The organism is Microbacterium sp. STN6, from assembly GCF_026410545.1.
In the GTDB taxonomy this organism is placed as follows: Bacteria; Actinomycetota; Actinomycetes; order Actinomycetales; family Microbacteriaceae; genus Root112D2.
On the sequence record NZ_JAPMIT010000001.1, the window covers coordinates 454,084 to 478,782 of the forward strand.

At 68.2% G+C, this 24,699-nt stretch carries 21 protein-coding genes and 1 pseudogene; 13 read left to right on the top strand and 9 right to left on the bottom strand.

Features of this window, described 5'->3' with window-relative positions; translation table 11 throughout:
• Nucleotides 1-18: 18 nt before the first annotated feature.
• Genes OSC27_RS02035 through OSC27_RS02045 form a run of 3 tightly spaced genes read right to left on the bottom strand, consistent with a single transcriptional unit; the run spans nt 19 to nt 2,686 of the window.
• A complete protein-coding gene (locus OSC27_RS02035) occupies nt 19-999 on the bottom strand; it encodes a Gfo/Idh/MocA family protein (RefSeq protein ID WP_267179745.1) in 981 nt (326 codons plus the stop codon).
• Nucleotides 1,000-1,001: 2 nt separating this feature from the next.
• Nucleotides 1,002-2,078: a DegT/DnrJ/EryC1/StrS family aminotransferase gene (locus OSC27_RS02040; RefSeq protein ID WP_267179746.1), complete on the bottom strand. Its 1,077-nt coding sequence runs from the start codon at nt 2,076-2,078 to the stop codon at nt 1,002-1,004.
• On the bottom strand, nt 2,075-2,686 hold the full coding sequence (locus tag OSC27_RS02045; RefSeq protein WP_267179747.1) for an acyltransferase: 612 nt from the start codon (nt 2,684-2,686) through the stop codon (nt 2,075-2,077). Before OSC27_RS02045 ends, OSC27_RS02040 begins: the two co-directional genes overlap by 4 nt.
• Before the next feature lie 101 nt (nt 2,687-2,787).
• Here OSC27_RS02045 and OSC27_RS02050 point away from each other — a divergent pair, with 101 nt between their 5' ends.
• A complete protein-coding gene (locus OSC27_RS02050) occupies nt 2,788-3,597 on the top strand; it encodes a hypothetical protein (protein WP_267179748.1) in 810 nt (269 codons plus the stop codon).
• 19 nt (nt 3,598-3,616) lie between these two features.
• Here OSC27_RS02050 and OSC27_RS02055 read toward each other — a convergent pair whose 3' ends face one another.
• On the bottom strand, nt 3,617-4,483 hold the full coding sequence (locus tag OSC27_RS02055) for a hypothetical protein (RefSeq protein WP_267179749.1): 867 nt from the start codon (nt 4,481-4,483) through the stop codon (nt 3,617-3,619).
• A 148-nt stretch (nt 4,484-4,631) separates the two neighbouring features.
• On the opposite strand from OSC27_RS02055, the gene OSC27_RS02060 reads away from it, so the two are divergent.
• Nucleotides 4,632-4,856, top strand: coding sequence for a hypothetical protein (locus OSC27_RS02060; RefSeq protein ID WP_267179750.1), 225 nt, complete (start codon nt 4,632-4,634; stop codon nt 4,854-4,856).
• Complete coding sequence (locus OSC27_RS02065) at nt 4,849-5,823, top strand: 3-oxoacyl-ACP synthase III family protein (RefSeq protein ID WP_267179751.1); 975 nt, start codon at nt 4,849-4,851, stop codon at nt 5,821-5,823. The genes OSC27_RS02060 and OSC27_RS02065 overlap by 8 nt, the downstream gene beginning before the upstream one ends.
• Before the next feature lie 236 nt (nt 5,824-6,059).
• Here OSC27_RS02065 and OSC27_RS02070 read toward each other — a convergent pair whose 3' ends face one another.
• The 3 genes from OSC27_RS02070 to OSC27_RS02080 are packed head-to-tail and all read right to left on the bottom strand — an operon-like array spanning nt 6,060 to nt 9,382.
• A complete protein-coding gene (locus OSC27_RS02070) occupies nt 6,060-7,373 on the bottom strand; it encodes an exopolysaccharide production protein (RefSeq protein ID WP_267179752.1) in 1,314 nt (437 codons plus the stop codon).
• Between the two features lie 8 nt (nt 7,374-7,381).
• Entirely contained in the window at nt 7,382-8,710 is a 1,329-nt protein-coding gene (locus OSC27_RS02075) for an O-antigen ligase family protein (protein WP_267179753.1), read from the bottom strand.
• A gap of 21 nt (nt 8,711-8,731) precedes the next feature.
• Nucleotides 8,732-9,382, bottom strand: a complete 651-nt coding sequence (locus OSC27_RS02080; RefSeq protein WP_267179754.1) for a TetR/AcrR family transcriptional regulator — start codon at nt 9,380-9,382, stop codon at nt 8,732-8,734.
• A gap of 56 nt (nt 9,383-9,438) precedes the next feature.
• Here OSC27_RS02080 and OSC27_RS02085 point away from each other — a divergent pair, with 56 nt between their 5' ends.
• The gene (locus OSC27_RS02085; protein ID WP_267179755.1) at nt 9,439-10,254 is read left to right on the top strand and encodes an oxidoreductase; all 816 of its coding nucleotides are present in this window, start codon (nt 9,439-9,441) and stop codon (nt 10,252-10,254) included.
• A 51-nt stretch (nt 10,255-10,305) separates the two neighbouring features.
• Nucleotides 10,306-10,779 (top strand): anthrone oxygenase family protein, encoded by a 474-nt coding sequence (locus OSC27_RS02090; RefSeq protein ID WP_267179756.1) that lies wholly within the window; start codon nt 10,306-10,308, stop codon nt 10,777-10,779.
• A 55-nt stretch (nt 10,780-10,834) separates the two neighbouring features.
• On the opposite strand, the gene OSC27_RS02095 is transcribed toward OSC27_RS02090, so the two are convergent.
• On the bottom strand, nt 10,835-12,013 hold the full coding sequence (locus OSC27_RS02095; RefSeq protein ID WP_267179757.1) for an acyl-CoA dehydrogenase family protein: 1,179 nt from the start codon (nt 12,011-12,013) through the stop codon (nt 10,835-10,837).
• A gap of 115 nt (nt 12,014-12,128) precedes the next feature.
• On the opposite strand from OSC27_RS02095, the gene OSC27_RS02100 reads away from it, so the two are divergent.
• The 6 genes and pseudogenes from OSC27_RS02100 to OSC27_RS02125 all read left to right on the top strand — a co-directional run bounded on the left by OSC27_RS02100 (nt 12,129) and on the right by OSC27_RS02125 (nt 22,143).
• Nucleotides 12,129-13,454 carry a type I phosphomannose isomerase catalytic subunit gene (locus OSC27_RS02100; RefSeq protein WP_267179758.1) on the top strand — a complete coding sequence of 442 codons (1,326 nt, stop codon included), beginning with the start codon at nt 12,129-12,131 and terminating at the stop codon, nt 13,452-13,454.
• Between the two features lie 190 nt (nt 13,455-13,644).
• A complete protein-coding gene (locus tag OSC27_RS02105; RefSeq protein ID WP_267179759.1) occupies nt 13,645-14,823 on the top strand; it encodes a hypothetical protein in 1,179 nt (392 codons plus the stop codon).
• Nucleotides 14,824-14,934: 111 nt separating this feature from the next.
• Entirely contained in the window at nt 14,935-15,897 is a 963-nt protein-coding gene (gene galE / locus OSC27_RS02110; protein ID WP_267180401.1) for a UDP-glucose 4-epimerase GalE, read from the top strand.
• Nucleotides 15,898-16,329: 432 nt separating this feature from the next.
• Nucleotides 16,330-16,653 (top strand): WhiB family transcriptional regulator, encoded by a 324-nt coding sequence (locus OSC27_RS02115; RefSeq protein WP_267179760.1) that lies wholly within the window; start codon nt 16,330-16,332, stop codon nt 16,651-16,653.
• Between the two features lie 652 nt (nt 16,654-17,305).
• A pseudogene (locus OSC27_RS14490) lies at nt 17,306-17,941 on the top strand (glycosyltransferase family 2 protein); the annotation flags it as partial.
• Nucleotides 17,942-20,616: 2,675 nt separating this feature from the next.
• Entirely contained in the window at nt 20,617-22,143 is a 1,527-nt protein-coding gene (locus OSC27_RS02125) for a DUF5719 family protein (RefSeq protein ID WP_267179762.1), read from the top strand.
• A gap of 142 nt (nt 22,144-22,285) precedes the next feature.
• Here OSC27_RS02125 and OSC27_RS02130 read toward each other — a convergent pair whose 3' ends face one another.
• A complete protein-coding gene (locus OSC27_RS02130) occupies nt 22,286-22,729 on the bottom strand; it encodes a metallopeptidase family protein (RefSeq protein ID WP_267179763.1) in 444 nt (147 codons plus the stop codon).
• Between the two features lie 44 nt (nt 22,730-22,773).
• On the opposite strand from OSC27_RS02130, the gene OSC27_RS02135 reads away from it, so the two are divergent.
• Nucleotides 22,774-23,025 (top strand): DUF3499 family protein, encoded by a 252-nt coding sequence (locus OSC27_RS02135; RefSeq protein ID WP_267179764.1) that lies wholly within the window; start codon nt 22,774-22,776, stop codon nt 23,023-23,025.
• Nucleotides 23,022-24,455 carry a phosphomannomutase/phosphoglucomutase gene (locus tag OSC27_RS02140; RefSeq protein ID WP_267179765.1) on the top strand — a complete coding sequence of 478 codons (1,434 nt, stop codon included), beginning with the start codon at nt 23,022-23,024 and terminating at the stop codon, nt 24,453-24,455. The genes OSC27_RS02135 and OSC27_RS02140 overlap by 4 nt, the downstream gene beginning before the upstream one ends.
• Nucleotides 24,456-24,699: the final 244 nt, after the last annotated feature.

Consider the following 24,699-nt stretch of genomic DNA (forward strand, 5'->3'; position numbering starts at 1 on the left):
AAGCGTTAGTACTCCGACTCAATTAAGCTGATGGTTCTGGCCGTCGAGAACGAACTTCTCAGCGGTGACGACGACGGCCGTGCCTTCGGCGAGTGTGACGATCCCGCCGGTGTCGCCGGAGATGACGGCGTCACGGAACGCTTCGTGTTCTGTTCGCAACGGCTCTCGTTTCTCGAGTGCGAACCGGGTGACGTCGCCTTCGGTCACGCCCCGGAACGATGAGACGCCATCCCAGGAGACGGCGGTCGTGCCATTGGCAAAGTAGGTCAGGTCCGCTGTGAGAGTGTCTGCGACCAGGGCGCCTTTGGCTCCGGTCACAACCGTCGTGCGCTCCTTGAACGGACTGAGCCAATTGACGGTGTGCGTCGCGATCGTGCCGCTGGAGAGAGTGCCTACGGCGATCACCATGTCTTCGTACTTTCGACCACTGCGGTGCGCGGTTCTCGCGTTGACGCTGACGTAAGTTTGCTGGCTCACCCAGGCGGTGAGGTCGATGTCGTGCGTGGCGAGATCTTTGACGACCCCGACATCGGCGATTCTTCCGGGGAAGGGCCCTTGGCGTCGCGTCGCAATTTGATAGATCTCGCCGAGCAGACCATCTTCGATCCGTTGGCGCATCGATTGCAGTGCCGGATTGTAGCGCTCGATGTGACCGACGCCGCCGACCAGCCCAGCCTGCTCAAAAAGTGCGCACAGCCGGTGTGCGGATTCAGCGTCTGAGGCAACGGGCTTCTCGATGAGCGCATGCACCCCGCGTTCCGCCAGCATTCGTCCGAGGTCGAGATGATAGATGGTCGGTGCCGCGACGACGGCGTAATCGAGGTCGAGGTCGAGGAAATGGTCCAGCTCTTTGATGACATCGCGACCCTCGATCGAAGATGGAACGGCATCGCCCGGATCGTAGACTCCGACGAAGCTGACTCCTTCGAGCGAATTGAGAACCCGTGAATGGTGACGACCCATCACTCCAAGGCCGAGAACACCGGCGCGCAAAGTCATGGTCAGCTCCCTGCCCGTGCCACGGCATTCACCGTCTCGGCGATGGTCTGCAGGTCGTCGTCGCTGAGCGCCGGGTGCACCGGAAGCGACAGGCACTGGGCCGCGACTGTGTCGGTCACGGGGAGGTCCAGGTCAAGGGCAAAGGACGGCAGTCGGTGGATGGGAGTCGGGTAGTAGACGCCGCTGCCGATCCCGCGCTTCATCAGTTCTGCCGCGAAGGCGTCACGATCGTGCCCCTCGATCCGCACGGTGTACTGATGGAAGACGTGCACTGCGCCGGGTGCAGTGGGCGGCGTCACGACCTCGGTGATTGCTTCGCTGAGGAATGCCGCATTCCTTTGGCGAGTGGCCGTCCACCCGGCCAGCTTGGTCAGTTGAACCCGGCCGATCGCCGCGTGAATGTCGGTCATCCTCGTGTTGAAACCGACGATCTCGTTCGCGTAGCGCTTTTCCATGCCCTGATTGCGCAGTAGCCGCAACCGACGGGCGACCTCGACATCGGCCGTGGTCACCATGCCGCCCTCGCCCGAAGTCATGTTCTTGGTGGGATAAAAGGAGAACGAGCTCGCGACACCCCAGGTGCCGACAGGTCGGCCATCGAGGGAGGCGGCGTGAGCCTGCGCGGCGTCCTCGAAGAGGATGAGGCCGTGGCGTTCAGCAATGCCCGATAGCGCGACGAGGTCGGCCGGCTGACCGTAGAGATGCACCGGCATGATGCCTTTGGTGCGCGATGTGATGGCCGCTTCGGCGGCGGCGGGATCCATCGTGAAAGTGTCGATGTCTACGTCGACGAATACCGGCGTCGCGCCGGCGAGTGCGACGGCGTTGGCCGTTGCGGCGAAAGTGAAGGAGGGCACGATTATCTCGTCGCCGGGGCCGACACCGGCCGCGAGAAAGCCCATGTGTAGAGCCGACGTCCCTGAATTCACCGCGACGCAGTGAAGGCCCGAGACGACGGAGGAGAACTCTGATTCGAAAGCGGCTACTTCGGGCCCCTGCGCGAGCATGCCGGATCGCATAACCCGATCGACCGCTTCGCGTTCCTCGTCACCGATGATCGGCTGTGCTGCGTTGATCACTGAGCTTCCATTTCCACCAGTCGGTCTGGTTCGATCTGCTGATAACGGGTGGACGTCACCGGGCACACCCAAATGCCCGCGGACTCTTCTGTCAACGGGTGCCCGGCGACGCCAACCCACCCGACACGTCGCGCCGGGTTGCCGACGACGAGCGCGAAGTCCGGAACGTCCTTGACGACGACCGCTCCGGCGCCCACCAGCGCCCACCGGCCGATCGTTATGGGGGCGATGCAGACCGAACGGGCGCCTATCGACGCGCCACGGCGAATGGTCACCCCCACGGGTTTCCAATCCGAAGCAGACTTCAAGGATCCGTCAGCGTTGATGGCTCGGGGGAACTGGTCGTTGGTGAGCACGACGGCCGGGCCTATGAAGACGCCGTCCTCGAGATGGGCGGGCTCGTACAGCAGGGCGTAGTTCTGCACCTTGCAGTTGTCGCCGAGATGTACGCCTTCGCCAATATATGCGCCCCGGCCGATGATGCAGTTCTCGCCCAGCTGCGCGTTCTCTCTGATTTGCGCGTAGTGCCACACGTTGGCGGATTCTGCGACATTGGCCGCGGGGGAGACCTCGGCAGTGGCGTGGACCGTGCCGCGCGAGGATGTCATGAAGGCTCCGCTTTGTGACTGATCAGGTAAGAAGTGCAGTTAGATTCTAGGTGGCATTGCGGGACCCCTCCAATCGGCGGGGCACATTTGCGAGGAGACGGATGGCTCGGCAGTTTGAATTCACGTTCCCGTGGGGAGAGTTCCACACTCAGCGGTTCTTCTGTCTCACCGCCGACCAGGACTGGGCGCCAGAGTGGGCGACTGACTATTTCCTCAGCTGGGTTCAGTCGCTCCGCTTGCCGGTGCACGTTTTCCAGACGAACCCCTCGGCGATTCTGGATGCGGCGGCGGCGGCGCCAGGTCTCTCCCGCGGATGGCACCCAAATTTTTTAGCCGGATCCTCGCACGGAGCCGACGCGGCCGAGGTGGTCGCCGGTCTCACAGTGTCCCTTCCACCGGCCGATTCGTTCCGGTCCCACGGCTTCGGCGAGAGCTTCGTGGCACTTGTCGAACTGGCGAAGGCCGGCTTTGTGACTGATTCGCAGCATCCGAGCGCGTTCTCTGCGCACATCGTTCCCGCCGTGCACGCCACAGGTGTGGTGAGGATTCCGGTGTGGTTCGAGGACGACATCTGGATGCGTTTGCCCGACGACAGGCGAGCCGGTCTCGCTGCGCTTCTACCCGGCCTGGAGTCGCCGGGACTCAAAGTCCTGAATCTGCACCCGGTCCACATCGCCCTAAATTCACCGGGCCACGATTTCTATGAGTCAGTGCGCTCGCGCCTGTATATGGACGAAGATGGCGACCCGCGAAATGAGCTTGCGTTCGGCGGGTGGGGTGTTCGCGATCTTGTCGAAGAAATCGTCGATCTAGTCCGGGAATCCGGCGACGAGTTCTTCGACTTCGGCGCCATCGCGGCGCGGGCACAGAGGTACGCGCAAGTCAACGGAAGTCGCGCGTTGACGCTCTGACCTGCTCGACGGAGAGCTCTCAGCGCGCAGAGGCGAGGAGTCGCGCGGGATTGCCGAGAACCTTTGAATCCGGAGCGACGTCCCGGAGGACGACGCTGCCGAGTCCGACCCGGGAACGAGCGCCGATTCGCGCCTGATCAATGACCGTCGCGCCCGGGCCGATCCACACGTCATCCTCGACGGTGCAGCTTCCGGCCACTACTGCGCGCCCAGCGACGAAGACGCGTTCGCCGAGTTGCGTACCATGCGCGATGAGCACAAGGCTGTCAATCTTCGAGTCGTCGCCTATCCTCGTTGTCCTGCGAGCGAAACCTTGCGCAATCGAGGCGAGTGCGCCGATCTCCACGCGTTCGCCGAGGGTGACTTCGCCGTCGTGAACAACGCTAAGAATGCCGCGCCGCGTTTGTTTGTGCTCGAAGCCGCTTGAGCCGATCACCGCGCCCGCTCGGATAATGCTGCCGGCGCCGATGGTGGCCGGGCCGACGATGGTGACGTTGGGCTCAACGATTACGCCGGCCCCTATCGTCACGCCGGCCGGTGAGATGACGGCCCCATCGCTGATAACTGCGTCGTCGGCAATGGCCGTCGGAGCGAGCGGCGGTCGCGTGGTGGCCAAATGGTTGTGGAGCATGTAGAACGACCATCGGGGGTCTTCGACGACGATGACGGGCAGCGCCGACGAGTTTAGCTCGAGCGCGAGCTTGGCTGTCGCGAGGACAGCGCCCACCGACGGGTTCTCGTCGAGAGACGAGATGAACTTTGAATCGTCGAGAAAGGCGAGGATCTTTCGGTCGCCTTTCGCGGTGATGAGGTCGAGCGCGGCGACCGCGAACCCCTCTGCGCTCTTCTCTCCCGTCGCCTGTTCGAGGTCAGCCTCAGTAATCATGCTCCGATCCTATTCATCGGATCCCGTGGCAGACTCTCCGATCGACGGTCCAGTGCGGCCTGGTTTGCTCCGCAATCAGTGAACGTCTGGGTTAGCCTAGATCCGCCGCGGTTGTCGTCCTGAACTCTCGCGGTAGGAAGAGCGATAGATGAACGACGCATCCTTGAAGGACCTGATCGACAGCGCACTGGGCGGTGTGACGACCGCCGGTCGCCCGTCGGAGAGAACATGGGACTCGCTCGACCAGCTCGAGATCCTCGAACACCTCAACGACGAGTTCGGCGACGGTGTCAACGAGGTTGAAGCGCTGAACAATTTCGAGAACCTGGCAGAGCTGTCCACTGTCTTGCGGGCCGAGGGTTACCTTGACTGATTCTGTCTGGGTCTACCCGCTCGGCGCAGTGCTCGGTGGTCAGCCGGCCGACGTCGCGGAGCTGCTGACCGAGCACGGCCCGGTTCGCGACGGGTTCCTTGAGAGGACCGGCTTCTCGACCATCTACAGAAGCAGGGACGATCAGTCCAGCCTCTCGCTCGCTCTTGACGCCGCCGTCATGAGCGGAAGTGATTGGTGGAAAGAGCAGGTCGACGGCATTGTGAGCGTGACCTCGACAAGCGAATTGATCGCGCCTGGCAACGCCCACCTGATTCAGGCGGCGCTTGGGCTCGATCGTGAGATATTCACTCTCGATGTCAACGACGCCTGCACGGGCTTCGTTCGAGCGTTTATGGTGGCGAAGACATTAATCAATGGCGGGCTCGCCACGACGGTGCTGCTTACGCTCGCCGATACGTACACCAAGCTGTTCGAGTCGTCGGAACTCAAAGTCTCTCCGTTGTTCTCCGATGGTGCGAGCGCGCTGTTGATCAGCTCGATCCAGCTGCCAGACCCTCCGAAGTCGGTGGAAGCTCGTCGATGGGAGGTGCTTGCGCATAGTTTCCTCTCCGAAGGCGCACGTGCAGGTGAGCTTCAAATCCGTCGCGAGTCCGGACGGGATCTCGGCCACCTCGGGATGAACGGGGGCGCTGTATTCAACTTCGTTCTTCGGAGCATCAACGCTTGCACAAGCCGGCTCATGGAACAGTCAGGCGTCGATCTGGCCGAAGTCGACCGATGGTATGTGCACCAGGGATCGCGTGCGGTTGTCTCTGCCGTCGAGAAGGCGCTCGGAGTCTCCGACGACCTGTTCCGATCAGCGGAATATGGAAACGTCGTCGGTAGCTCTCTCCCGTTTCAACTTCACGCGGACCAGCACGAACGATCCGATTACCTTCTCGGTTTCCTGGCGTTCGGCGTCGGACTGACAATCGGCGGGATGCTCGTCAAACAGACATCCGACTAACGATTGAGCGCTTCCGGTGACTGCGCTCCGATACCTGCTCGCCAGCGCACAGAGCGTATAGTCGTCGCTCAAGGCGGGAGCGAGGCAGGCAAAGCGCGCCGCACGGGAGAAGGCCGAGTTCGAGCACGAGCGGGCGCGGCTGCCAGCGGCGCGCGGCAGGCGCATCCGCTGGATTTATCGTTCTTTGCGAGAGGGGCGGTATCTGCGCTTCGCCAGCCGGGGGAACGCGGACGCCCTCAGAGATCTTCTGCGGCCCTCGTAGGGGCGCGGTGCGGCAGGGCGTCGCGCCAGCTCAGGGACTGGGCGGCCTTGACCGCGCAGACGACGACGAGCAGCCATCCGCTCTCGATGAGGATCGAGCTCTCGAAGAGTGACGTGCTCAAGAGCGCGATCAGCACGAGCGGCAGCCACACGTGCACGACCGTGCGCTTGTTCGAGGCGAGCACCCAGGCGCGGCTGAACGCCAGGGCGAGCAGCACCAGGAAGGCGACGAGCCCGACGAGGCCAGTCTGCAGGTAGACGTCGAGGAACGCGTTCAGGCCGTTGGAGTGGGTGCTGCCGCTGAAGAAGTCGATGCTTGCGAACGGCACGAGGTTGTGCCGCCACAGGCCCACCCAGCCCCAGCCCTGCAGCTCGCGCAGCGGGATCATCTGCCACATCTGGATCCACGTGTCGTAGCGCACCGAGAAATCCGCTCGGGCGTTCAGCAGGTTGATCACGCCCGTGCGGAACACGTAGCAGAGCACCGCAATGGCCAGCGTGACGATGGCGAGCGACCACTGCACGTACGGTCGGGCGTGCGGCGGCACCTTGCGCAGCCCGTAGAGCGCGAGCGTCGCGACGGCGACGACCACGAGCACCGCCGCGATCACGGGCGAGTGGGCGAGCGCCAGGCAGAGCACCGCCAGAAGTATCGACGGGATGGCTCGGCGCTGCAGCACCGAGCGCGTGCGCAGCTCCACGAGGAAGGTGACGAACGCGATCAGCGCCACGATGCTCAACTGATTGCGCGTGCCGAAGAGGCCCTGGATCGGGCCGCCGTGTGCAATGTTGCCCTGGATGCCGAGGAACCGGATGGGCAGGTCGAGCAGAATGCCCGAGAGAACCTCGAGCACGAGCGACGCCGTGAGCAGCACGCGCAGCACGTCGCCCACCGCGCGCACCACCTGGATCGTGTCGCGAACCAGCGCGATGTACACGCCGAGGAACGCGAACGCCACCTGGTAGACGACCCCGGAGACGGCGGTCCACTGGTAGTCGGTCCACAGCACGGTCAGGGCGCACCACACCACGAACGCGATGAGCGAAATGGGCAGCAGGCCGTGCCACTCGATGTAGTGACGCTGAGCGATGAAGGATGCCGCGGCGAGCACCACGAGCCCGCAGAGCGCCCCGATCAGCCCCGGCCACCCGATGGTGCTGCGCAGCACGTGCGTCGAGAACGCCATGCCGATGGCGGCCATCGACAGCACCGACGTGAACCGCGGCGAGGCCAGGAATTCAGAGACCGATTCCGGCACGACGGGCCGGCGACCGGGCAGCGAGCTCATGCTTCATCCTATGGCCGGGCGAGCTTGGTCTTCACGCAGAACAGCACCAGCAGCATCCACCCGGCTTCGATCAAAAGGCGGCTCTCGGCGACGCTCTGCGCGAGGTACGCGGCGAGCACGAGAAGGGGAAGAAGGCTGGCGGCGGTGAACGGCTCGCGGTCTTCGAGGCCGTGGCGCGGGCGGTCGACGGCGAAGAACCAGGAGCGCATCAGCGTGGTGGCGACCAGCAGGGCGAAGATGACGAGGCCCACGATGCCGAGCTGCATCCACACGTCGAGCCACACGTCGTGCGCCTGCAGGTACTCGACGCCGTGCCGCACCGCGAGCCCCTTGAACGGTTCGATCCAGGGGGCCCAATAGCTGATCCAGCCCCAACCGAACACCGGATGCTGGTGGGCCAACCCGATCACGGAGTTCCAGATGTCCAGCCGGCCGGTCAGATCCTCGCTCTTGCCGAAGAGCTCGAGGATGCGCCCCCACAGCGCCCACACCACGCCGACCGCGACGAGGGCTGCGGCGAAGCCCGACGCGTAGAGCGGCATCCGCTTCGACTGCGGTATCGCCCGCGCCCACAGGGCGAACGCCAGGACGACGGCGGTGAAGGCCGTGGCGATAATGACGGTCGAGGAGCGGGAGAGCACGAATGCGGCGGCGGCGAGAACGATCCAGACGGTGCCAGCGATGGGGCGCGAGGTGCGGTCGGCGCGCTGGATGCCGAAGACGATGAGGGCGAGCAGGGCACACATGGCGAGCAGGTTGCTGTTGCCGAGGATGCCCTGGATCTGGCCGCCGTGGAAGAGCAGGTCGCGGCTCCAGTAGAAGGCTTTCGGCACCTTCTCGTCGCCGTAGTTCGTCCAGAAGGGAAGCACGGGGTGACGCACGAAGATCGAGACGATGAGCTCGAACACGAATGAGAGGCCGATGATGAAGCGCAGCGCGATGCCGAGGGCTCGGACGAGCTGCGGCCAGTCGAGGGCGACGGCGAAGAGCAGGGCGCCGACGCCGGTGGCCCACTGGGCGACGACCGCGATCGCGGAGACGCCAGGGTAGGCGGACCAGGCGATGGAGACGAGGGCGAGCAGGAGGAAGAGGCCCAGCATGCGGGGCATGCGGCGCCAGTCGAGGTGGATGGCTCTCGTGGTGCCGGTGGTGCCGGTGTTGCGGCGGCTGCGGGTGCTGCGGATCAGGATGGCGAGGCTGATGAGCGTGAGTACGCCCACGAGCACGCCCCACCCCCACCAGCTGATGAGATTGCGCCAGAAGTCACCGGCGAGCAGCGTGAAGAACGCGAGGGCCGCGAAGCCGACCAGGGGAGTGCGAGCGCGCGCGGTTGCCATGCCCTAAGCGTATTGGGCGAGCTATGCGACGCCACGCAGCGCCGCGTCGACGGCGAACTCCAGCTCGGCGCGGGCGTCGGCCGCATCCGCCCGCCCCGCGTGCGCGAGCCGGGGGAACCGTGCCGAGAGGGCCTCGCCGAGCCAGGCAGGCGGCGCAGCGTCGCTCAGGTTGCGCTCGAGCGTCATGTAGGTGCGCACGAGGCTGTCCAGGAGCAGCGCGAGTCGCAGCGGATCGACCTCGGTGTCGGCCCCGATCGCGCCGACGAGCGCGTCGATCCAGGCGTACACGTGCGGCTGGGTCGGCATCCGTGTCGGCGCGACGTCGCTCAGCCACGGATGTGCCGCGTAACGATCGGCGAGCAGCGTGGTCCACGTGCGGCAGTGTTGCCGCCAGTCGTCTGCGGCGATCGTCGGCGCATCGCCGACTGCGCTGTCCACCATCAACTCGATGAGCACCGCCTTCGAGTCGACATAGCGATAGAGGGCAGTGGTCGTCACCTCGAGCCGTTTCGCGAGGCGGGCGAGCGAGACCCCGTCGAGGCCGACCTCGTCGGCGAGGGCAACGCCGGCTGCGGCGACCTCGCTCAGGCTCCATCGCGCCTTGGGGCCGCGCGCGCTCGGCGCATCGAGCGCCCAGAGCTGGCGAAGCGCCCGATCGTCTTGACTGTGCATGACATTCACTGTAGCGTGCTCTTACTGTGAACGTAATTCACTGAAGGAGAGAATCAATGTCAGTCGTCTTCATCACCGGTGCCTCATCGGGCATCGGAGCCCGCACCGCGCAACTGCTGGCCAAACGCGGCGAACGAGTCTTCGGCGCCGCACGCAATACCGCGGCGATCGCGGCGCTCGAGGGCGTCGCCCCCGTCGCGCTTGACCTCACGAGCGAGGCGTCGATCCACGAGGCGGTCGCTCAGGTCGAGAGCATTGAAGGCCCGATCGACGTGCTCGTCAACTGCGCCGGCTACGGCGAATTCGGCAGCGTCGAAGAGACCGCGCTCGCCGACGCGCGGGCGCAGCTCGAGGTGAATGTGCTCGGTGCCGTGGCTCTCGTGCAGGCCGCGTTGCCGGGCATGCGCGAGGCCGGGCACGGACGCATCGTCAACGTCTCCTCGCTTGCCGGCGAGTTCGCCGCGCCGCTTGGCGGCTGGTATCACGCGTCGAAGTTCGCCCTCGAGGCGCTCTCGGACTCGCTCCGCGGCGAAGTCTCGCAATTCGGCATCGACGTCACGATCGTGCAGCCGAGCTACGTCGAAACCGACTGGCACGAGGTGGCGATGGATCGTCTCGAGCACACGTCGGCGCGCGGTCCGTATGCAGCGATGGCGGCGGCGATGCGTCGCCACTTCCTGAGCCCGGCGCGGGCCAGAGAGACATCGAGTGTGGATGCGGTGGCATCCCTGATCGCGAAGGCGGCTCTCGTGCGCCGCCCCAAGACCCGCTACCGGATCGGCCCGGGCGCCAGCATCGCGGTGGCACTCGCGACGTTCCTGCCCGACCGCACCTTCGACGCGATGACTCGAAAGCAGTTCGGATACGTCTGAGCGGTGCCCCGAGCGCGCCTACCTGCCCATTGACAACACGAAAGGCCTCTCATGAATATCGCCATCGGAATCTCCGCCATCCTCGCCATCGTCGGCATCGCCGTGATCTTTGGCGCCGACGTGCTCGCCGCGGTTGTGCTTCGCCCCGTCTACGCCGGCGTCGATGACCGCACTCTCGTGCAGGCCGTCGGGCGTGGGCACCATTTCGGCGACCGCCGGTTACCCATCGCCGGGATCGGCGGCGTCGTGTTCACGGCACTCGCTGCCGCGCTCGCCTTCGTCGGCGGCGCGCCGCTCCCGGCAGCGCTTGCGACCGCCGCCCTTGCGCTTCTGCTGGTCTGGCTCGTGCTGTTCACGCGCATCGCGAAGCCCATAAACCGCCGGCTCAGCACCGCGGCCCTCGCCAACGAGGTGCCGGCCGACGCCCGCGCCCTGCAGGACCGCTGGGAGTCGATCATCACCGTTCGGGCGATTATCCAGGGGGCCGCTCTGCTGCTGCTCTGCGCGGTGCTGCTGGTGGGGTGAGGGTGCGCAGCGGGGTTTCGAGACACGGCTGCGGCGCTCCTGGGCCCGCGTAGCGTCAGACGAAGGCGCCGAAGCCCGTGAGCGCGCGGCCCACGATGAGGGTGTTCATCTCGCGCGTGCCCTCATACGAATAGAGGGCCTCGGCGTCGGCGAAGAATCGGGCGACGTTGTAGTCGAGCACAATGCCGTTGCCGCCGAGGATTTCGCGGGCATAAGCGACGGTCTCGCGCATCCGTGCCGTTGCATATGCCTTGGCGAGTGCCGAGTGCTCGTCACGCTGCTCACCGCGGTCGAGCATCTCGGAGACGCGCACGCACATGGCGATGCTGGCGGTGATGTTGCCCATGCTTTTGACGAGCAGGTCCTGGATGAGCTGATGCGAGGCGATGGGTTTTCCGAACTGGATGCGTTCGCGTGCGTAGGCGAGCGCGGCCTCGTATGCGCCGATCGCCACGCCGACGGCAGCCCATGCCACCTCGGCGCGGGTCTCGCGCAGCACCTTGGCGGTGTCCTTGAACGAGTTGGCGCGCTGCAGGCGCAGCGACTCGGGTACGACCACGTTCTCGAGCGTGATGTCGGCGTTCTGCACCATGCGCAGGCTCTGCTTGCCCTCGATCTTGGTGGCGGTGTAGCCGGGGGTGGAGGTGGGCACGATGAAGCCCTTGACCTGGTTGTCGTCGCTGCTGCGGGCCCAGATGACGGTGATGTCGCTGAAGGTGGCATTGCCGATCCAGCGCTTGGCGCCGTTGAGCACCCAGTTGTCGCCGTCGGGGGTGGCGACGGTGCGCAGGCCCTGGGCAGAATCGGAGCCGGAGAACGGCTCGGTGAGGCCGAACGCGCCGAGGGTCTCGCCCGAGGCCAGGCGCGGCAGCCATTCCGCGCGCTGCTCGTCGCTGCCCGTAAGAGCCACCGAGCCGAGCGCGAGCCCGTTCTGCACACCGACGTAGGTGCCGACGCTCGCATCGACGCGGCCGAGTTCGAGGGCGGCCCATCCGCGGAACACGGCGGAGTTCTCGAACGTGCGGGTCTCGGCGTGGCCGAGCCCGATGGCGCCCAGCTTGTGCAGCTCCGGGATCACCTGCATGGGGAACTCGGCCCGCTCCCAGTACTCGTTCGCGATCGGGCGAACCTCGGTCTCGAGGTAGTCGCGCAGGTCGACGAGAAACGCCTTCTCCTGATCGGTGAGGGTGTTCTCGAAGCCGTAGAAATCGCTGGCGAGGGGTTCGAATGCCATGTCTGCTCCATTGCGCGTCGCGTCATGCTCGTAGTCTCGCCAGCCTAGGCACACGCCCGTCAGCGAACAACGCGATTGGTAGTTTGGTCTAACTCGATGAAAGGGACCGCGAGCCATGTTTGTACGCATCGGCAACACCCCGCGTGATTACGCGTGGGGCTCCACGACGGCGATCGCCGAGCTGCTCGGTACGGAGCCATCTGGCGGCCCGGAAGCGGAGCTGTGGCTCGGGGCCCACCCCGCGTCGCCAAGCCAGGTTCTCGAGCCCGCCGCGGCAGGCGGGGCGCGGGACCTCGTGGAGGTCGTTGCGGGGGAAGGCGAGAGGCTGCCCTACCTGCTGAAGGTGCTGGCGGCGGCTGGGCCACTGTCGCTGCAGGCACATCCGTCGCCGTCGCGCGCACGTGCCGGGTTCGAGCGCGAGAATGCCGCAGGCGTGCCGCTGTCGGCTCCCGAGCGCAACTACAAGGACCCCTTCCACAAGCCCGAGCTCATCTATGCCCTGAGTGAGCGGTTTGAGGCACTGTGCGGGTTCCGGCCGGTTTCCGAGTCGGTTGCGATCGTCGACGAGCTGCGGATGGCGGCAGCCGGCGGCGGGGCCGGCCGAGACGCGCTCGAGGAGCTGCGGTCGCGGCTCGGCGGTGGGGTTTCTGGCCGCGATGCTGGGGGCTCGGGCGTCGGCGGTGAGGGCGCGAGCGGCGATGCCGGGGGCTCGGGCGTCGGTGGTGTGGGCGCGAGCGCGGGTGCGGGTGGCGATGGTGGCGCGTCGGGTGGGGCGGCGCTTCGCGACACGGTCGGGTGGCTGCTCGGGGGAGGCCCGCGCGTGGGCGACCTGGTGGAGGCGGTGGTGGCGGCATCCGCTGGAGTGCTGACAAGCGGCAACGCTGGTGCGTTCGCCGCCTCGCTTGCGACCGTCGGAGACCTGGCGCGTGCGTACCCGGGTGACCCGGGGATTGTGCTGTCGTTGCTGCTGAACCGGGTGACGTTGCGGCGGGGGGAGGCGCTGTATCTGCCGGCGGGGAATATTCACGCGTATTTGGAGGGGCTCGGCATCGAGCTCATGGCCGCGTCAGACAACGTGCTGCGCGGAGGCCTCACGCCGAAGCACATCGACGTGCCCGAGCTGCTGGCCGTACTCGAGTTTGAGCCGGTTCCGGTGCCGCATTTGCGGGGGCAGGTGGCGGGGCCGGGGGTCGAGGCGTTCCGGCCGGACGTGCCTGATTTCGCGCTGCTGCACGTGGAGGTGGGCGGTGCGGATGCTGGGGCCGCTCTTTCTGCGACCGGGCCGGCGATCGCGTTGTGCACGCGGGGGAAGGCTCGACTCAGCGGTACGACGGGGGAGGTCGCGTTGCGGCGCGGCGACGCCGTGTATGTCTCGGCCGGGGAGGCTCCGCTGCGCGTCGTCGGCGATGCGACTCTGTTCGTGGCCGTGCCGAACGGGTGAGCCGGGGCGTCGCGCCCTCCACCCGTGGATCGGCTGGCTTGGGTGTGCTCTGCTCTGCCATGCCCTGATCCACCGCGCCGCGGCGCGATCGAAAAGGACGGTGATTCTGTTCTCTTGTGTGTGAAATGGCATGAAACAGGCCGTTTCGGCCTGTTTCACCGTCGTTTTGAATCGGCCGGCGGAGCGGCCGGTGAGCTCGGCAATCGGGCGGCCGGGTGAGGGCGAGCGGGCGGTCGGTCAGGGCGGGGCGCTGCGGCGGCATCCGCTCTTCTCCACAGCGGGGAGCGCGAGCGTGTTGTCCACGGTTCTGGACAATGAGGCCGGCGGCCGCCGCTTGGCGCGGCACGATCGAGGGGTGCACAGCATCAGGCAGTCATTCGAGGGCAACGGGCTCTTCCTGCGCCGACGCGATCTGCTCGCGCTCGGGCACACCGACGGGCAGATTCGGGCGGCGATGCGACGGGGTATCGTGATCCGCGCGCGGCAGGGGTGGTACGCGCTCGCGACCGCGTCGACGGCGGCCGTGCAGGCAGTGCGTGTGGGCGGCAGGCTCACGGGGCTCAGCGCGCTCAAGACCTACGGGCACTGGACGCCCACGACGAAGAGCCTGCACGTCGTCGTGCCGGCCAAAGCCCGCGCCCTGCGCACACCGCATGACATGCGCAAGCGGAGGGCGGCGACGCGAGTGCGGGGATGCCGCGTCACCTGGCACGACAGCGACGAGCTGCGGGCCGCGCCTACGCAGTGGCGCGACAGCGTCGTGGACGCGCTCGCGCACGTGCTGCGCACCGCCGATCGAGTGACCGCGATTGTGTGCCTCGACGCCGCTTTGCATGCCAGGCAGGAAGGTCTCGAGGGGATCACCCGGAAGCAGCTGGACGAGCTCTTCGCGACCGCGCCGCGCCGAGTTCAGACGTGGAAACGACTGGTCGACGGGCGTGCCGAGGCCGGCGGTGAGACCGAGTTCAGGCTCTTGTGCGCGGATGCCGGCATCCCCTTCCTGCCCCAGGCCTTCATTCCCGGTGTCGGCGATACGGACGGCCAGATCGGCCCGCACACCTACGTCGAGGTCGATGGATCCGAGACGCACGACACACCTGAGGGCATCGCGAACGACGCCAGGCGAAGTGCCGCCGCCGCAGCGAAGGGCGCGCGCCTGCTGCGCTTCCGGTACCGGCAGTACCAGCAGCAGTGGTCTTCGTGCGTGGCCGCGATGTATCAGGCGCTCGAGGAGGACGAGGCGCTCGTGAAGACGCCGGTGGTTCGCTACGAGTCGCCGCGGTGGGCGCGTTTCGAGCGTCGGAACGCGCGGATGCTGCGCCAGCTTCGCACGAAGCGCACAGCGTTGGCGAGGGGGAGGGGCCGGTAAGGTTGCGGTGGCAGAAACTCGGCCCCGCGGGCTCGCTGAGTTGCCGCGGCCGGGCGGGCCGAATATAGAGGCGAGCGCGCGGTGCCGCCTGACGCAGACGAGGAGGAACGCATGGCGTGGCTTGTGACCGGGGGAGCCGGATACATCGGTGCGCACGTGGTGCGCGCGTTCGCGGACGAGGGCATCGACACGGTCATCGTTGACGACCTGTCCAGCGGCCATGAATCCTTCGTGCCCGACGGCGCGCCGTTCGTGCGCGGCAGCATCCTCGACCGCGAACTGCTTGATGCCACGTTCCGCGACCATGACATCACCGGCGTCGTGCACGTGGCCGGCTTCAAATACGCCGGCGTCTCGGTTCAGCGCCCGCTGCACACGTATGAGCAGAACGTGACGGGCACCGCGACGCTGCTTGCCGCGATGCAGAATGCCGGCATCCGCTCGATTGTGTTCTCGTCAAGCGCCGCCGTCTATGGCACGCCCTCAGTCGACCTCGTCACCGAGGAGACCGCGAAGAGCCCGGAGTCGCCGTACGGCGAGTCGAAGCTGATCGGCGAATGGCTGCTGCGCGACCAGGGCATCGCCGACGGATTGCGCCACACCAGCCTGCGCTACTTCAACGTTGTGGGCTCGGCGAGCGACCAGCTGCCAGACACGAGCCCGCACAATCTGTTCCCGCTGGTCTTCGACGCGCTTATCGAGGGGCGCACCCCCCGCATCAACGGGGACGACTACCCGACCCCCGACGGAACGTGTGTGCGCGACTACATCCACGTGGCCGATCTCGCCATCTCGCATGTAGCCGCCGCCAAGCGCCTCGCGGCCGGTGAGAGCATCGAGCCGGCCTACAACCTCGGTAGCGGTGACGGCGTCTCGGTAGGCGAGATCATGTCGGCCGTGGCCGCGGTCACGGGCATCGCGTTTACCCCAGAGGTGGGGCCACGCCGCCCAGGCGACCCGGCTCGCATCGTGGCGTCGGGGGAGCTCGCCGCCCGCGACCTCGACTGGCGGATGCGCCACACGCTCGACGACATGGTCGCGAGCGCTTGGGCGGCCCACCAGGCTGCGTCCTGAGCCGGCAGCGGGTGTAACGAGCCGCGCGTCGGTTCTCCAAGGCGCCCTCTCGGTGGTCAGCGGCGCGCACGAGCGCCCGCTTTCCCGGGCGAAAACGACGGTGTTTCTGCGGAAAACCGGCGTTCTCGAGGCGGATCTGACCGGTTTCAACAGAAGTGCCGTCGTTTTCGTTCGGCGCCACGCCTACCCCCGACACGTGGCGCCCGCCGATCACCCTCTCAGGAGGTGAGCCGACCGGCAACGCGACGTTCGAGTCTCAGCGAGGGGTAGACAGCCCGGGCGTGTCGCGAATCTTCTGCATGTCCGGCGCGTCGCGAAGTCTCCAGCGCCGGTTGAGGCTTTACGATTTGCGACTTGACGCCACCTAACTACACCGGTGTAATTACTAGCAAGCGTCTGCAGTTGCCGGCGTGAGATGGGTGGGAGATCGATATGGCTATACCTGAATATCGCTCTGGGGTACCCGATGACTGGTTCGTCGATCCTGTTCGTTTGGGGGTGCCGGGAGTTCGGTCCTCTGTCGATGACGACGAGAACCCCCTGGCGTGGCAGTCGGATGCTCTGTGTGCGCAGACCGATCCTGAGGCGTTCTTCCCCGAAAAGGGCGGATCGACCAGGGACGCCAAGAAGATTTGCGCCACGTGCGAAGTGCGCGCCCAGTGTCTCGAGTATGCGCTCGCGAATGATGAGCGATTCGGCATCTGGGGCGGCCTTTCGGAGCGCGAACGCCGCAAGCTGCGCAAACGCGCCGTCTGAGCCGAGAGGTTCTATCATCGGGATGCGCGGCCGCACCCCAATGTGAGTGCATCGACTTGGGGGTTCCACGCGCTCCGGGTCCGGACGCCACGCTCGTTTTGCCTGGCGGCCGTGCGCCTCGCCTGATGGCCGTGCGCCTCGCGTTGCGGCCCTGGGTCTCGCCCGACGCCGTCCGTGGTTCTGCGCCTCGCGCGACGCCGCCAGGGCCTCGCTTTGCGCCGATAAGGGTTTGCCGCGCCCCCGATCGAAAACGACGGACATATCGCCTTTAACAAAGGGATTCGGCGTCCTGAGCGCCGAATCGGCCAATTTCACCGTCGTTTTCAATTGTGCTATCCGGCTATCCGGCTATCCGGCTATCCGGCTGTCCGGCTGTCGGGCTGTCCGGGCGATCGGGCGCGGCGTCGCCGGGTCGCGGGGTGCCGGGCCCGATGCTCCCGTTCGGTCAACCGGCTTCCGTGCTGTCGAAAGCGACGGACTTTTCTGCTCTATGAAGCGGATGCGGCGCTTCCAGCGCTGAATCTCGCAGAATCACCGTCGTTTTCGATCACGGGCGCGGCAGGCGGCAGCGGGGCGCGACGGCCGGGCGCAGAGCCGCGACGCGCGCCTCGCCTGAGCGGCGTTCGGGGAAGCGCGACCTAGGCTTGCTGCGATGTATCCGAGAGTCACCGCCGTCGTCGTCGCCCGCAACGGGGGCGAGCATCTGAGGCGAACCCTCGAGGCGCTGCGCGCGCAGACCCGCCAGCCCGATGTGGTGATCGCCGTGGACTGCGGAGCCGGGGAGGCTACGGCCCGCGACCTGGCCGAGTTCAGCCCGACGCAGATCGTCGCCGTACGGGAGCGGCTCTCGTTCGGTGCCGCTGTGGCGACCGGGCTGCGTGTGAGCGCGCAGCCCGCATCCGATCATGAATGGCTATGGCTGCTCGGGCAGGACACGGCGCCCGAACCGACCGCGCTCGAAGCCCTGCTCGGCACGGTCGAGGTGTCACCCTCGGTCGCGGTTGCCGGGCCCAAGCTGGTCGACTGGGAAGACGCGAGCCGGATCCGCGCGCTGGGCGAGTCGATGACGCCGCTCGGCGCGTCGGTCGCCCTCGTCGAGGACGAGCTCGACCAGGCCCAGCACGACCACATGAGCGACGTGCTCGGCGTCTCACCCGCGGGCATGCTCGTGCGGCACACGCTGTGGGAGAAGCTCGGCGGCTTCGACCCCGCCCTGCCTGTGGCCGACGATGGCCTCGACTTCTGCGTGCGCACGCGGCTCGCCGGCTTCCGGGTGGTGCTGGTGCCCACGGCGCGCGTCGCGATCGCCGGCGATGGGGTGGTGGGGGCGAGCCGGTCGGGCAAGGGTTCCAACCGCCGCCGATTGTTCAGGGTGCGCCGCGCCGCCCAGCTGCACCGTCGCATGGCATACGCGCCCGCCGCGGCTGTGCCGTTCCACTGGCTCTCCCTCGTGCCGCTTGCCGTGCTGCGCTCGCTCGGCCGCCTGCTGCGCAAGCAACCCGGCGCCGTCGGCGGCGAACTCGCGGCGGCGTTCCAGGTCGCCTTCAGTGGGATGCGCACCGGCAACGCGCGCCGAGCCCTCGCGCGCGGCCGCGCCACCGGCTCCGGATTCTCGGCCATCGCCCCGCTTCGCGTGCCCCTGCCCGAGGTGCGCCGCGCCCGTGCCCTGCGCCGCGAGGCCGCGGTCATGCGAGCCCGCGGCGAGCGGCAGGAACTCGAGTTCTTCTCGGGCGGCGGCATCTGGGTCGTGATCGCCATGGCGGTCGTCGGCGTCGCCATCACAGTTCCGCTGCTCGGCTCGCCCGTACTCACGGGCGGCGGCCTGCTGCCGCTGGGCGACCGCGTCGGCGAGCTGTGGCAGAACATCGGCTACGGATGGCGAGACACCGGCCTCGGCTTCACCGGCTCCGCCGACCCCTTCTCAGCCGTGCTCGCCCTCCTCGGCTCGCTCACGTTCTGGCAGCCGTCGCTCTCGCTGACCGTGCTGTGGGTTGCCGCCCTGCCGCTCGCCGCGCTCGGTGCGTGGCTCGCCGCATGCCGGTTCACGCGCCGAATCGGCCTACGTGCGGTCGTCGCGGTTCTCTGGGCGCTCGCGCCGCCGCTTCTGGTGGGCATGCAGACGGGCAGGCCATCCGCTGTGCTGCTGCATCTGGTGCTTCCGTGGATCGTGTTCGCGGGCGCGACTGCGGCGCGCTCGTGGGCGGCCGCCGCGACGACCGCGCTGCTGGCGGCCGGAGCGCTTGCGTGCGCGCCGTCGCTGTGGCCGGCGTTCGTTCTCGTGTGGATCGGGGCGATGATCGTCGCCCGCCGGTACGCGCCGCGACTGGCCGCCGTTCCGCTGCCCGCCGCCGTGCTGTTCGCGCCGCTGGGAGCGCAGCTGATTCTTTCGGGCAACCCATGGGCGATCTTCGCCGATCCCGGCGTGCCGCTGGCGGCGGGGGGAGCCGCAGCGGGTGCGGGAGCCGCGGGCGCTGGCGCGGCGGGCGCTGGTGCGGGAGTCGCGGGCGCCGCTGGTGTCGGTGCCGCAGGTGCCGCGGGTGCCGACGGCAGCACAAGCATCTGGCACCTGCTCGCGGGCTTCCCCGACGCGGCCTACGGCGGCTGGCATGCGGTGCTCGACGCGATCGGCCTCGGCGCCGTGCCCGTGGGCGTGACGGTCGCGGTGCTGCTCGCGCCGCTCGCGCTGCTGGCGCTTCTCGCCCTGTTCCTTCGTGGCTTCACGCGCGCGCTGCTGTGGGTCGGCGTTGCTCTGCTCGGCTTCGCAACCGCCGTCGCCGCCGGGCAGGTCGTCGTCGCCTCGGCCGGCGCCGCCCCCGTGACCATCTGGCCGGGAGCCGGGCTCAGCCTCTTCTGGCTCGGTCTTGTTGCCGCCGCGACCATCGGCCTCTCGGCTCTTCGCCGCGTCGCGCTGCTGCCCGCGTGGGTGGCTGCGGTGGCGGTCGTGGTCGCCGTGATCCCGGCCGTTATCGCCCTGCCGTTCGGCACGTCGGCGGTGACCGCCAGCGACGGGCGTGTGCTGCCCGCCGTCGTCACCGCCGAGGCGTCCACAAACCCACGCATCGGCACCCTGCGGCTTACCGCCCAGCCCGGCGGCGGTGTCGTCGCCGACCTCGTGCGCGGCTCCGGTCCCACCCTCGAGCGCCAGAGCGTACTCGAGGGCACCCGCAGGCACGTCACCGACCGGCAGCGCGAGCTGGCCACGCTGGCAGGCAACCTGGCGTCGAAGAGCGGCAGGGACGCATCCGCTGACCTGAAGCGACTCGGCATCGGCTTCGTGCTCGTGGCGCCCCCGGTGCACGAGCGCGGCCAGGAGCCGACACGCGCCGCCGACGACACGGCCACGCGTGCGACGACGGCGCTCGCGGGCAACGCCGATCTCGCCGCCGTCGCGTCGACGTCATACGGTTCGCTGTTCAGTTTCGATGCCGGCACGGATGCTGCTCCGCCCGCCGCCCGGGTGCCCACCGCGACGGGCGAGCCCTACCGCACGCTCACGTTCGTCGTCTTCGGCATCGTGTTCGGGGCGTTCCTGCTGCTGGCGCTGCCGACCGGGCGCTGGGCCGAGGTTCCGGAGCCGCGGCCGTCGCGGCGGCGCGGGCGGGGCGCGATCAAGGAACGCCGGGGTGTCGATGATGGTGCCGCTGCAGGCCGGACGGATGGGGACGCGGAAGCGGTTGACGTGGCCGAGGGGAACGCGGACGCGGTCGACGAGGCCGAGGAGGCAGCGGACGCGCAAAGCGTCGCTGACGCTGAGACGGATGCCGGTGACGCCGGCTTCGACGGCCGGCTCGACGACGCTGTCGATGACGACAACGCCTTCGATGACGACGACGCCTTCGACGATGACGACGACTTCGACGACGACACCGTGCTGAGCGCGCGCGACCACGTGCGGGTTCCCGCGCGGGCCGCCCGCGATGGTGCAGAGGGCGACGCCGACCCAGACGACGCAGGAGGGCGATCGTGACCAACAGCCGATCGATTCTCCGCGGAGCCTCGCGCGCCGTCGCCGGCGTGGTGGGCGTCGGCGTGGTTGCGGCCGTCATCGGGGCGGCAGCGCTGATGCCGCTGCCTGGCCACAGCATTGGCCCGGCGGTCGTTCCCGTCACGCCCGTGCCCACCGACCAGCAGCTCGTATGCCCGGGCCCACTGCTCGCGCTCGCCGCCGACTCCACAAACGCCGGATCTGCCGCCTCGTTCGGCAGCCCGTCAACGGTCTCGGGCTCGCTCGCTGCCAGCGGCTCCGGCGCAGGCTCCGGCACCGGCACTGAGCTCGGCACGGTGCAGGAATCGCGTCTGAAGTCGGGCGGAGTGGGCTCCGGCGCACCGCTGCTCGTGACCGTGCCCGTCGCCGACGGCTCCACCACGGCGCCGCTCGTCGCGGGCGGGCAGAGCCAGCGCGCGACGGAAGACGACATTGCGGGGCTGGCCACCTCGGCGTGCGGTGTCGCATCCGCTGACAGCTGGCTCGTAGCGGGCGCCACGACCATCGGCCAGACGTCGCTGGTGCTGCTGACGAACCCCACGCAGGTGAGCGCGACCGTCGACCTCACGGTGTACGGCGAGGCCGGGCCGGTCGAGTCGGCCGGCGCCACGGGCGTGACGGTGCCCGCCGGTCAGCAGAAGGTGGTGCCGCTGGCCGGCATCGCGCCGAACGTCGCCGCACCGGTCGTGCACGTGCGCACCCGCGGCGGCGAGGTACTCGCGAGCATGCAGCAGAGCTTCGAGCAGGGAATCCAACCGCGCGGCGTCGAGCTGAGCGCCTCGACCCTCGGACCGTCGACGGAGCAGAGGGTGCCCGGCGTCATGGTGCGCACGTCGAAGGCGATCGACGCGGGGCAGTCCGACGAGGAATACGACGTCAACCAGCCCGCCCTGCGCGTGCTCGTGCCGGGCGCGAAGGCCGCGCACGTCTCGGTGAGCGCCGTCGGCGAGAGCGGAACCGAAGCGGGCAACGCGTACACCGCCACGCTCAAGCCGGGAGTCGTCACCGAGATTCCCCTGACGCAGCTGCCGGATGGCGACTACACGCTCACCGTCACCTCAGACGCGCCGGTCGTCGCCGCCGCCCGCACTGCCACCGTCGGCAGCTCGTCCGGCACCAGCGGGTCGAGCGGCGCCTCGGGGTCGAGCGCGTCTGCCGCGGCTCACGAGGACTTCGCGTGGTTCACCGCGTCGGCGCCGCTGCCCGCGCGCTTCCTCGCGGCCGTGGCGCCGGGCGCCGGAGACTCGGTGCGCCTGCACCTCGTCAACCCCTCCGCGACGGATGCGGCCGTTAGCGTCACCCCGCCATCCGGCCCCGCGTCGCGTATTGAGATTCCCGCCGGGTCGGCCGTGAGCTTGCCGGCGCAACGGGACGGCGTGTACGTGGTATCGGGCGCGGCGGGGCTGGTGGCCTCGGTGGGCTACGCGGGCGACGGCGTGATCAGCGCGTCGGCGGTGGAGCGGCCTGCGCCGCTCGCGAGCCCGATCACGGTGTACACGCGCTGAGTTGCCGCGCGGGGGTTGAGGAGCGCCGAGGGCGCGTCTCGAAACCCTGTAGTAGCGCTGGGCGCGTCTCGAAACCCTGGAGTAGCGCTGGGTTTCGAGAGAGCCGGCTGCGCCGGCTTCCTCAACCCGCGCTGCGAGCGGGTCAGAAGTGGTTGAAGCGGTCGGGCGCCAGATCCCATGGGTCTCGACCAAGCAACTCTGCGACGGCACGGAAGACGCAGGCTTCGACCAGCATCCGCTTGTGAAAATCATCGTTGCGGTGCAGCTTGGTCAGCCGCTGGATGGGCACGCGGTACAGCACGACCGTTCGCGTGCCCCGGTCGACCGACCAGCGGCGCACGCCCTCGTCGCCCACGGCGCCGGCGGGAGCGGCGGCGACCTCGAAGTGCACGGCGGAGAGCTCGTCGGGCCAGAGGCCCGTGAGGTAGTCGGCGGCGGCCGCGACCATCATTTCGAAGTCGTCGATGCGGTTGTGCAGCAGGGGCAGGTGCGGGCCGGTGATGGGCCCGCGCGCGCCGTGGCCGTGGCGGTTGCGCGGCACGATGACCGCCGGGGGAACCGCGTGCGCATGACGGGAACGAGGCATGTCGCCATCTTACGGCGAGCCGCCGACGGTAGTCTTGACGCACGATGTCAACCCGCCCGTGTTCCCGCGCCGCGTGCCAGCGCGAGGCGATCGCCACGCTCACCTACGACTACGCCGACTCGATGGCCGTGCTCGGTCCGCTCAGCCTCGTGCACGAGCCGCACAGCTACGACCTGTGCGCCGTGCATGCCGAGCGCATGTCGGCGCCGAAGGGCTGGCAGGTGGTGCGGCACCAGGTCGTCGGCGAGCTCGGGGCCGGTGGCGTGGGCGCGGGTGAGATAGGTTTTGGGGCATGAGTTCCAGCACCGAAGCCCGTGCCCAGCTCGCCTCCGTCGTCAAGACGTATGACATTCGGGGCCTGGTGGGCGAGGGGCTTACCGACGAGATCGTGACGGCCATCGCGGCCGGCTTCGTCGACGAGGTCGGCGCGGCGGGCGGCGACGTGATCGTCGGGCACGACATGCGCGATTCGTCCCCGCGGTTCGCGGCGGCGTTCGCGAGTGGCGCCCAGGCCCGTGGCGCCAACGTGGTCTCGATTGGGCTGTGCTCGACCGACGAGTCGTACTACGCCTCGGGCGCGCTCGGCGCCCCGGCCGCCATGTTCACGGCGAGCCACAACCCCGCGACATACAACGGCATCAAGCTCTCCCGCGCAGGCGCGCAGGCCATCAGCATGGAGACGGGGCTTGGCGCCATCCGCGACCGTGCCGGCGCGTACCTGGCCGCGGGAGCCGTCGAACCTGCCGCGCAGCCGGGTACATACCGCGAAGAGAATGTCTTGAGCGGATACGCCGCCCACCTGCGCGGGCTCGTCGATCTCGGCGGCATCCGAACGATCACGGTGGTCGTCGATGCGGGCAATGGCATGGGCGGGCTGACCGTGCCGGCCGTGCTGGGCACGGCGGCGGACCTGCCGGCGCTGCCGATCTCGATCGAGCCGCTGTACTTCGAGCTCGACGGCACGTTCCCGAACCATGAGGCGAACCCGCTGGAGCCGGCGAACCTCGTCGACCTGCAGCGCGCGGTCGTGGAGCGTGGGGCCGACCTGGGGCTTGCGTTCGATGGTGACGCCGACCGTTGCTTCGTGGTCGATGAGAAGGGGCAGGCGGTGTCGCCGTCGGCGGTCGCGGCGATCGTCGCGGTGCGCGAGATCCGGCGCGTTCGTGCGCTGCAGCCCGAGGGTGAGATCGCCGTGATTCACAACCTGATCACGTCGCATTTCGTGCCGGAGGCGATCGAGGCCGCTGGCGCGGTGCCGGTGCGCACCAAGGTGGGGCACTCGCTCATCAAGGACGCAATGCGCTCGACGGGTGCCATCTTCGGCGGGGAGCACTCGGCGCACTACTACTTCCGCGACTTCTGGAGCGCCGACAACGGGATGCTCGCGGCCATGCACCTGCTGGCCGAGTTCGGGTCGCAGGCCGAACCGCTGTCGAAGTTCGGCGCGCGGTACTCGCCGTATGCGGCGTCGGGCGAGATCAACTCGACGGTCTCTGATGTGGCCGCCGCCTACACCCGCATCGTGGAGGCGTACGCGCAGCAGGCCGAGTTCGATGAGCTCGACGGGCTCACGGTCGAGGGCATCGTCGCTTCGGACGAGCCCTTCTGGTGGTTCAACGTGCGGCCCTCGAACACGGAGCCGCTGCTGCGTCTGAACGTCGAGGCGGCGGATGTCGCCACCATGACCCGTGTGCGTGACGCCGTGCTCTCGCTGATCCGCGCGTAGCGGCGGCGCCCGGTCGCGCACGCCGCGCATCCGCTGCGTCCGGCGCGCGGTCGCGCACCGGCTGACCCCGAACAAAAACGACGGACATTGTGTCGAAAAGTGCTCTGAGAGACGGGTTTCACGACCGAATCGACAGTATCGCCGTCGTTTTGGTTCGCGGATGCCGGCAGCGCGACGGTACGGCGCGCCGCCTGTACGGGGTGGCCGCGCAGGAGCGCGGCGCATCCGCTCTGTGAATCGGGGG

Bases quoted from the DNA above. Each gene is read 5' to 3' on its own strand.
- OSC27_RS02035 (WP_267179745.1), bottom strand. From the start codon at position 999: ATGACTTTGCGCGCCGGTGTTCTCGGCCTTGGAGTGATGGGTCGTCAC.
- OSC27_RS02045 (WP_267179747.1), bottom strand. From the start codon at position 2,686: ATGACATCCTCGCGCGGCACGGTCCACGCCACTGCCGAGGTCTCCCCC.
- OSC27_RS02050 (WP_267179748.1), top strand. From the start codon at position 2,788: ATGGCTCGGCAGTTTGAATTCACGTTCCCGTGGGGAGAGTTCCACACT.
- OSC27_RS02055 (WP_267179749.1), bottom strand. From the start codon at position 4,483: ATGATTACTGAGGCTGACCTCGAACAGGCGACGGGAGAGAAGAGCGCA.
- OSC27_RS02060 (WP_267179750.1), top strand. From the start codon at position 4,632: ATGAACGACGCATCCTTGAAGGACCTGATCGACAGCGCACTGGGCGGT.
- OSC27_RS02070 (WP_267179752.1), bottom strand. From the start codon at position 7,373: ATGAGCTCGCTGCCCGGTCGCCGGCCCGTCGTGCCGGAATCGGTCTCT.
- OSC27_RS02075 (WP_267179753.1), bottom strand. From the start codon at position 8,710: ATGGCAACCGCGCGCGCTCGCACTCCCCTGGTCGGCTTCGCGGCCCTC.
- OSC27_RS02080 (WP_267179754.1), bottom strand. From the start codon at position 9,382: ATGCACAGTCAAGACGATCGGGCGCTTCGCCAGCTCTGGGCGCTCGAT.
- OSC27_RS02085 (WP_267179755.1), top strand. From the start codon at position 9,439: ATGTCAGTCGTCTTCATCACCGGTGCCTCATCGGGCATCGGAGCCCGC.
- OSC27_RS02090 (WP_267179756.1), top strand. From the start codon at position 10,306: ATGAATATCGCCATCGGAATCTCCGCCATCCTCGCCATCGTCGGCATC.
- OSC27_RS02095 (WP_267179757.1), bottom strand. From the start codon at position 12,013: ATGGCATTCGAACCCCTCGCCAGCGATTTCTACGGCTTCGAGAACACC.
- OSC27_RS02100 (WP_267179758.1), top strand. From the start codon at position 12,129: ATGTTTGTACGCATCGGCAACACCCCGCGTGATTACGCGTGGGGCTCC.
- galE (WP_267180401.1), top strand. From the start codon at position 14,935: ATGGCGTGGCTTGTGACCGGGGGAGCCGGATACATCGGTGCGCACGTG.
- OSC27_RS02115 (WP_267179760.1), top strand. From the start codon at position 16,330: ATGGCTATACCTGAATATCGCTCTGGGGTACCCGATGACTGGTTCGTC.
- OSC27_RS02130 (WP_267179763.1), bottom strand. From the start codon at position 22,729: ATGCCTCGTTCCCGTCATGCGCACGCGGTTCCCCCGGCGGTCATCGTG.
- OSC27_RS02135 (WP_267179764.1), top strand. From the start codon at position 22,774: ATGTCAACCCGCCCGTGTTCCCGCGCCGCGTGCCAGCGCGAGGCGATC.
- OSC27_RS02140 (WP_267179765.1), top strand. From the start codon at position 23,022: ATGAGTTCCAGCACCGAAGCCCGTGCCCAGCTCGCCTCCGTCGTCAAG.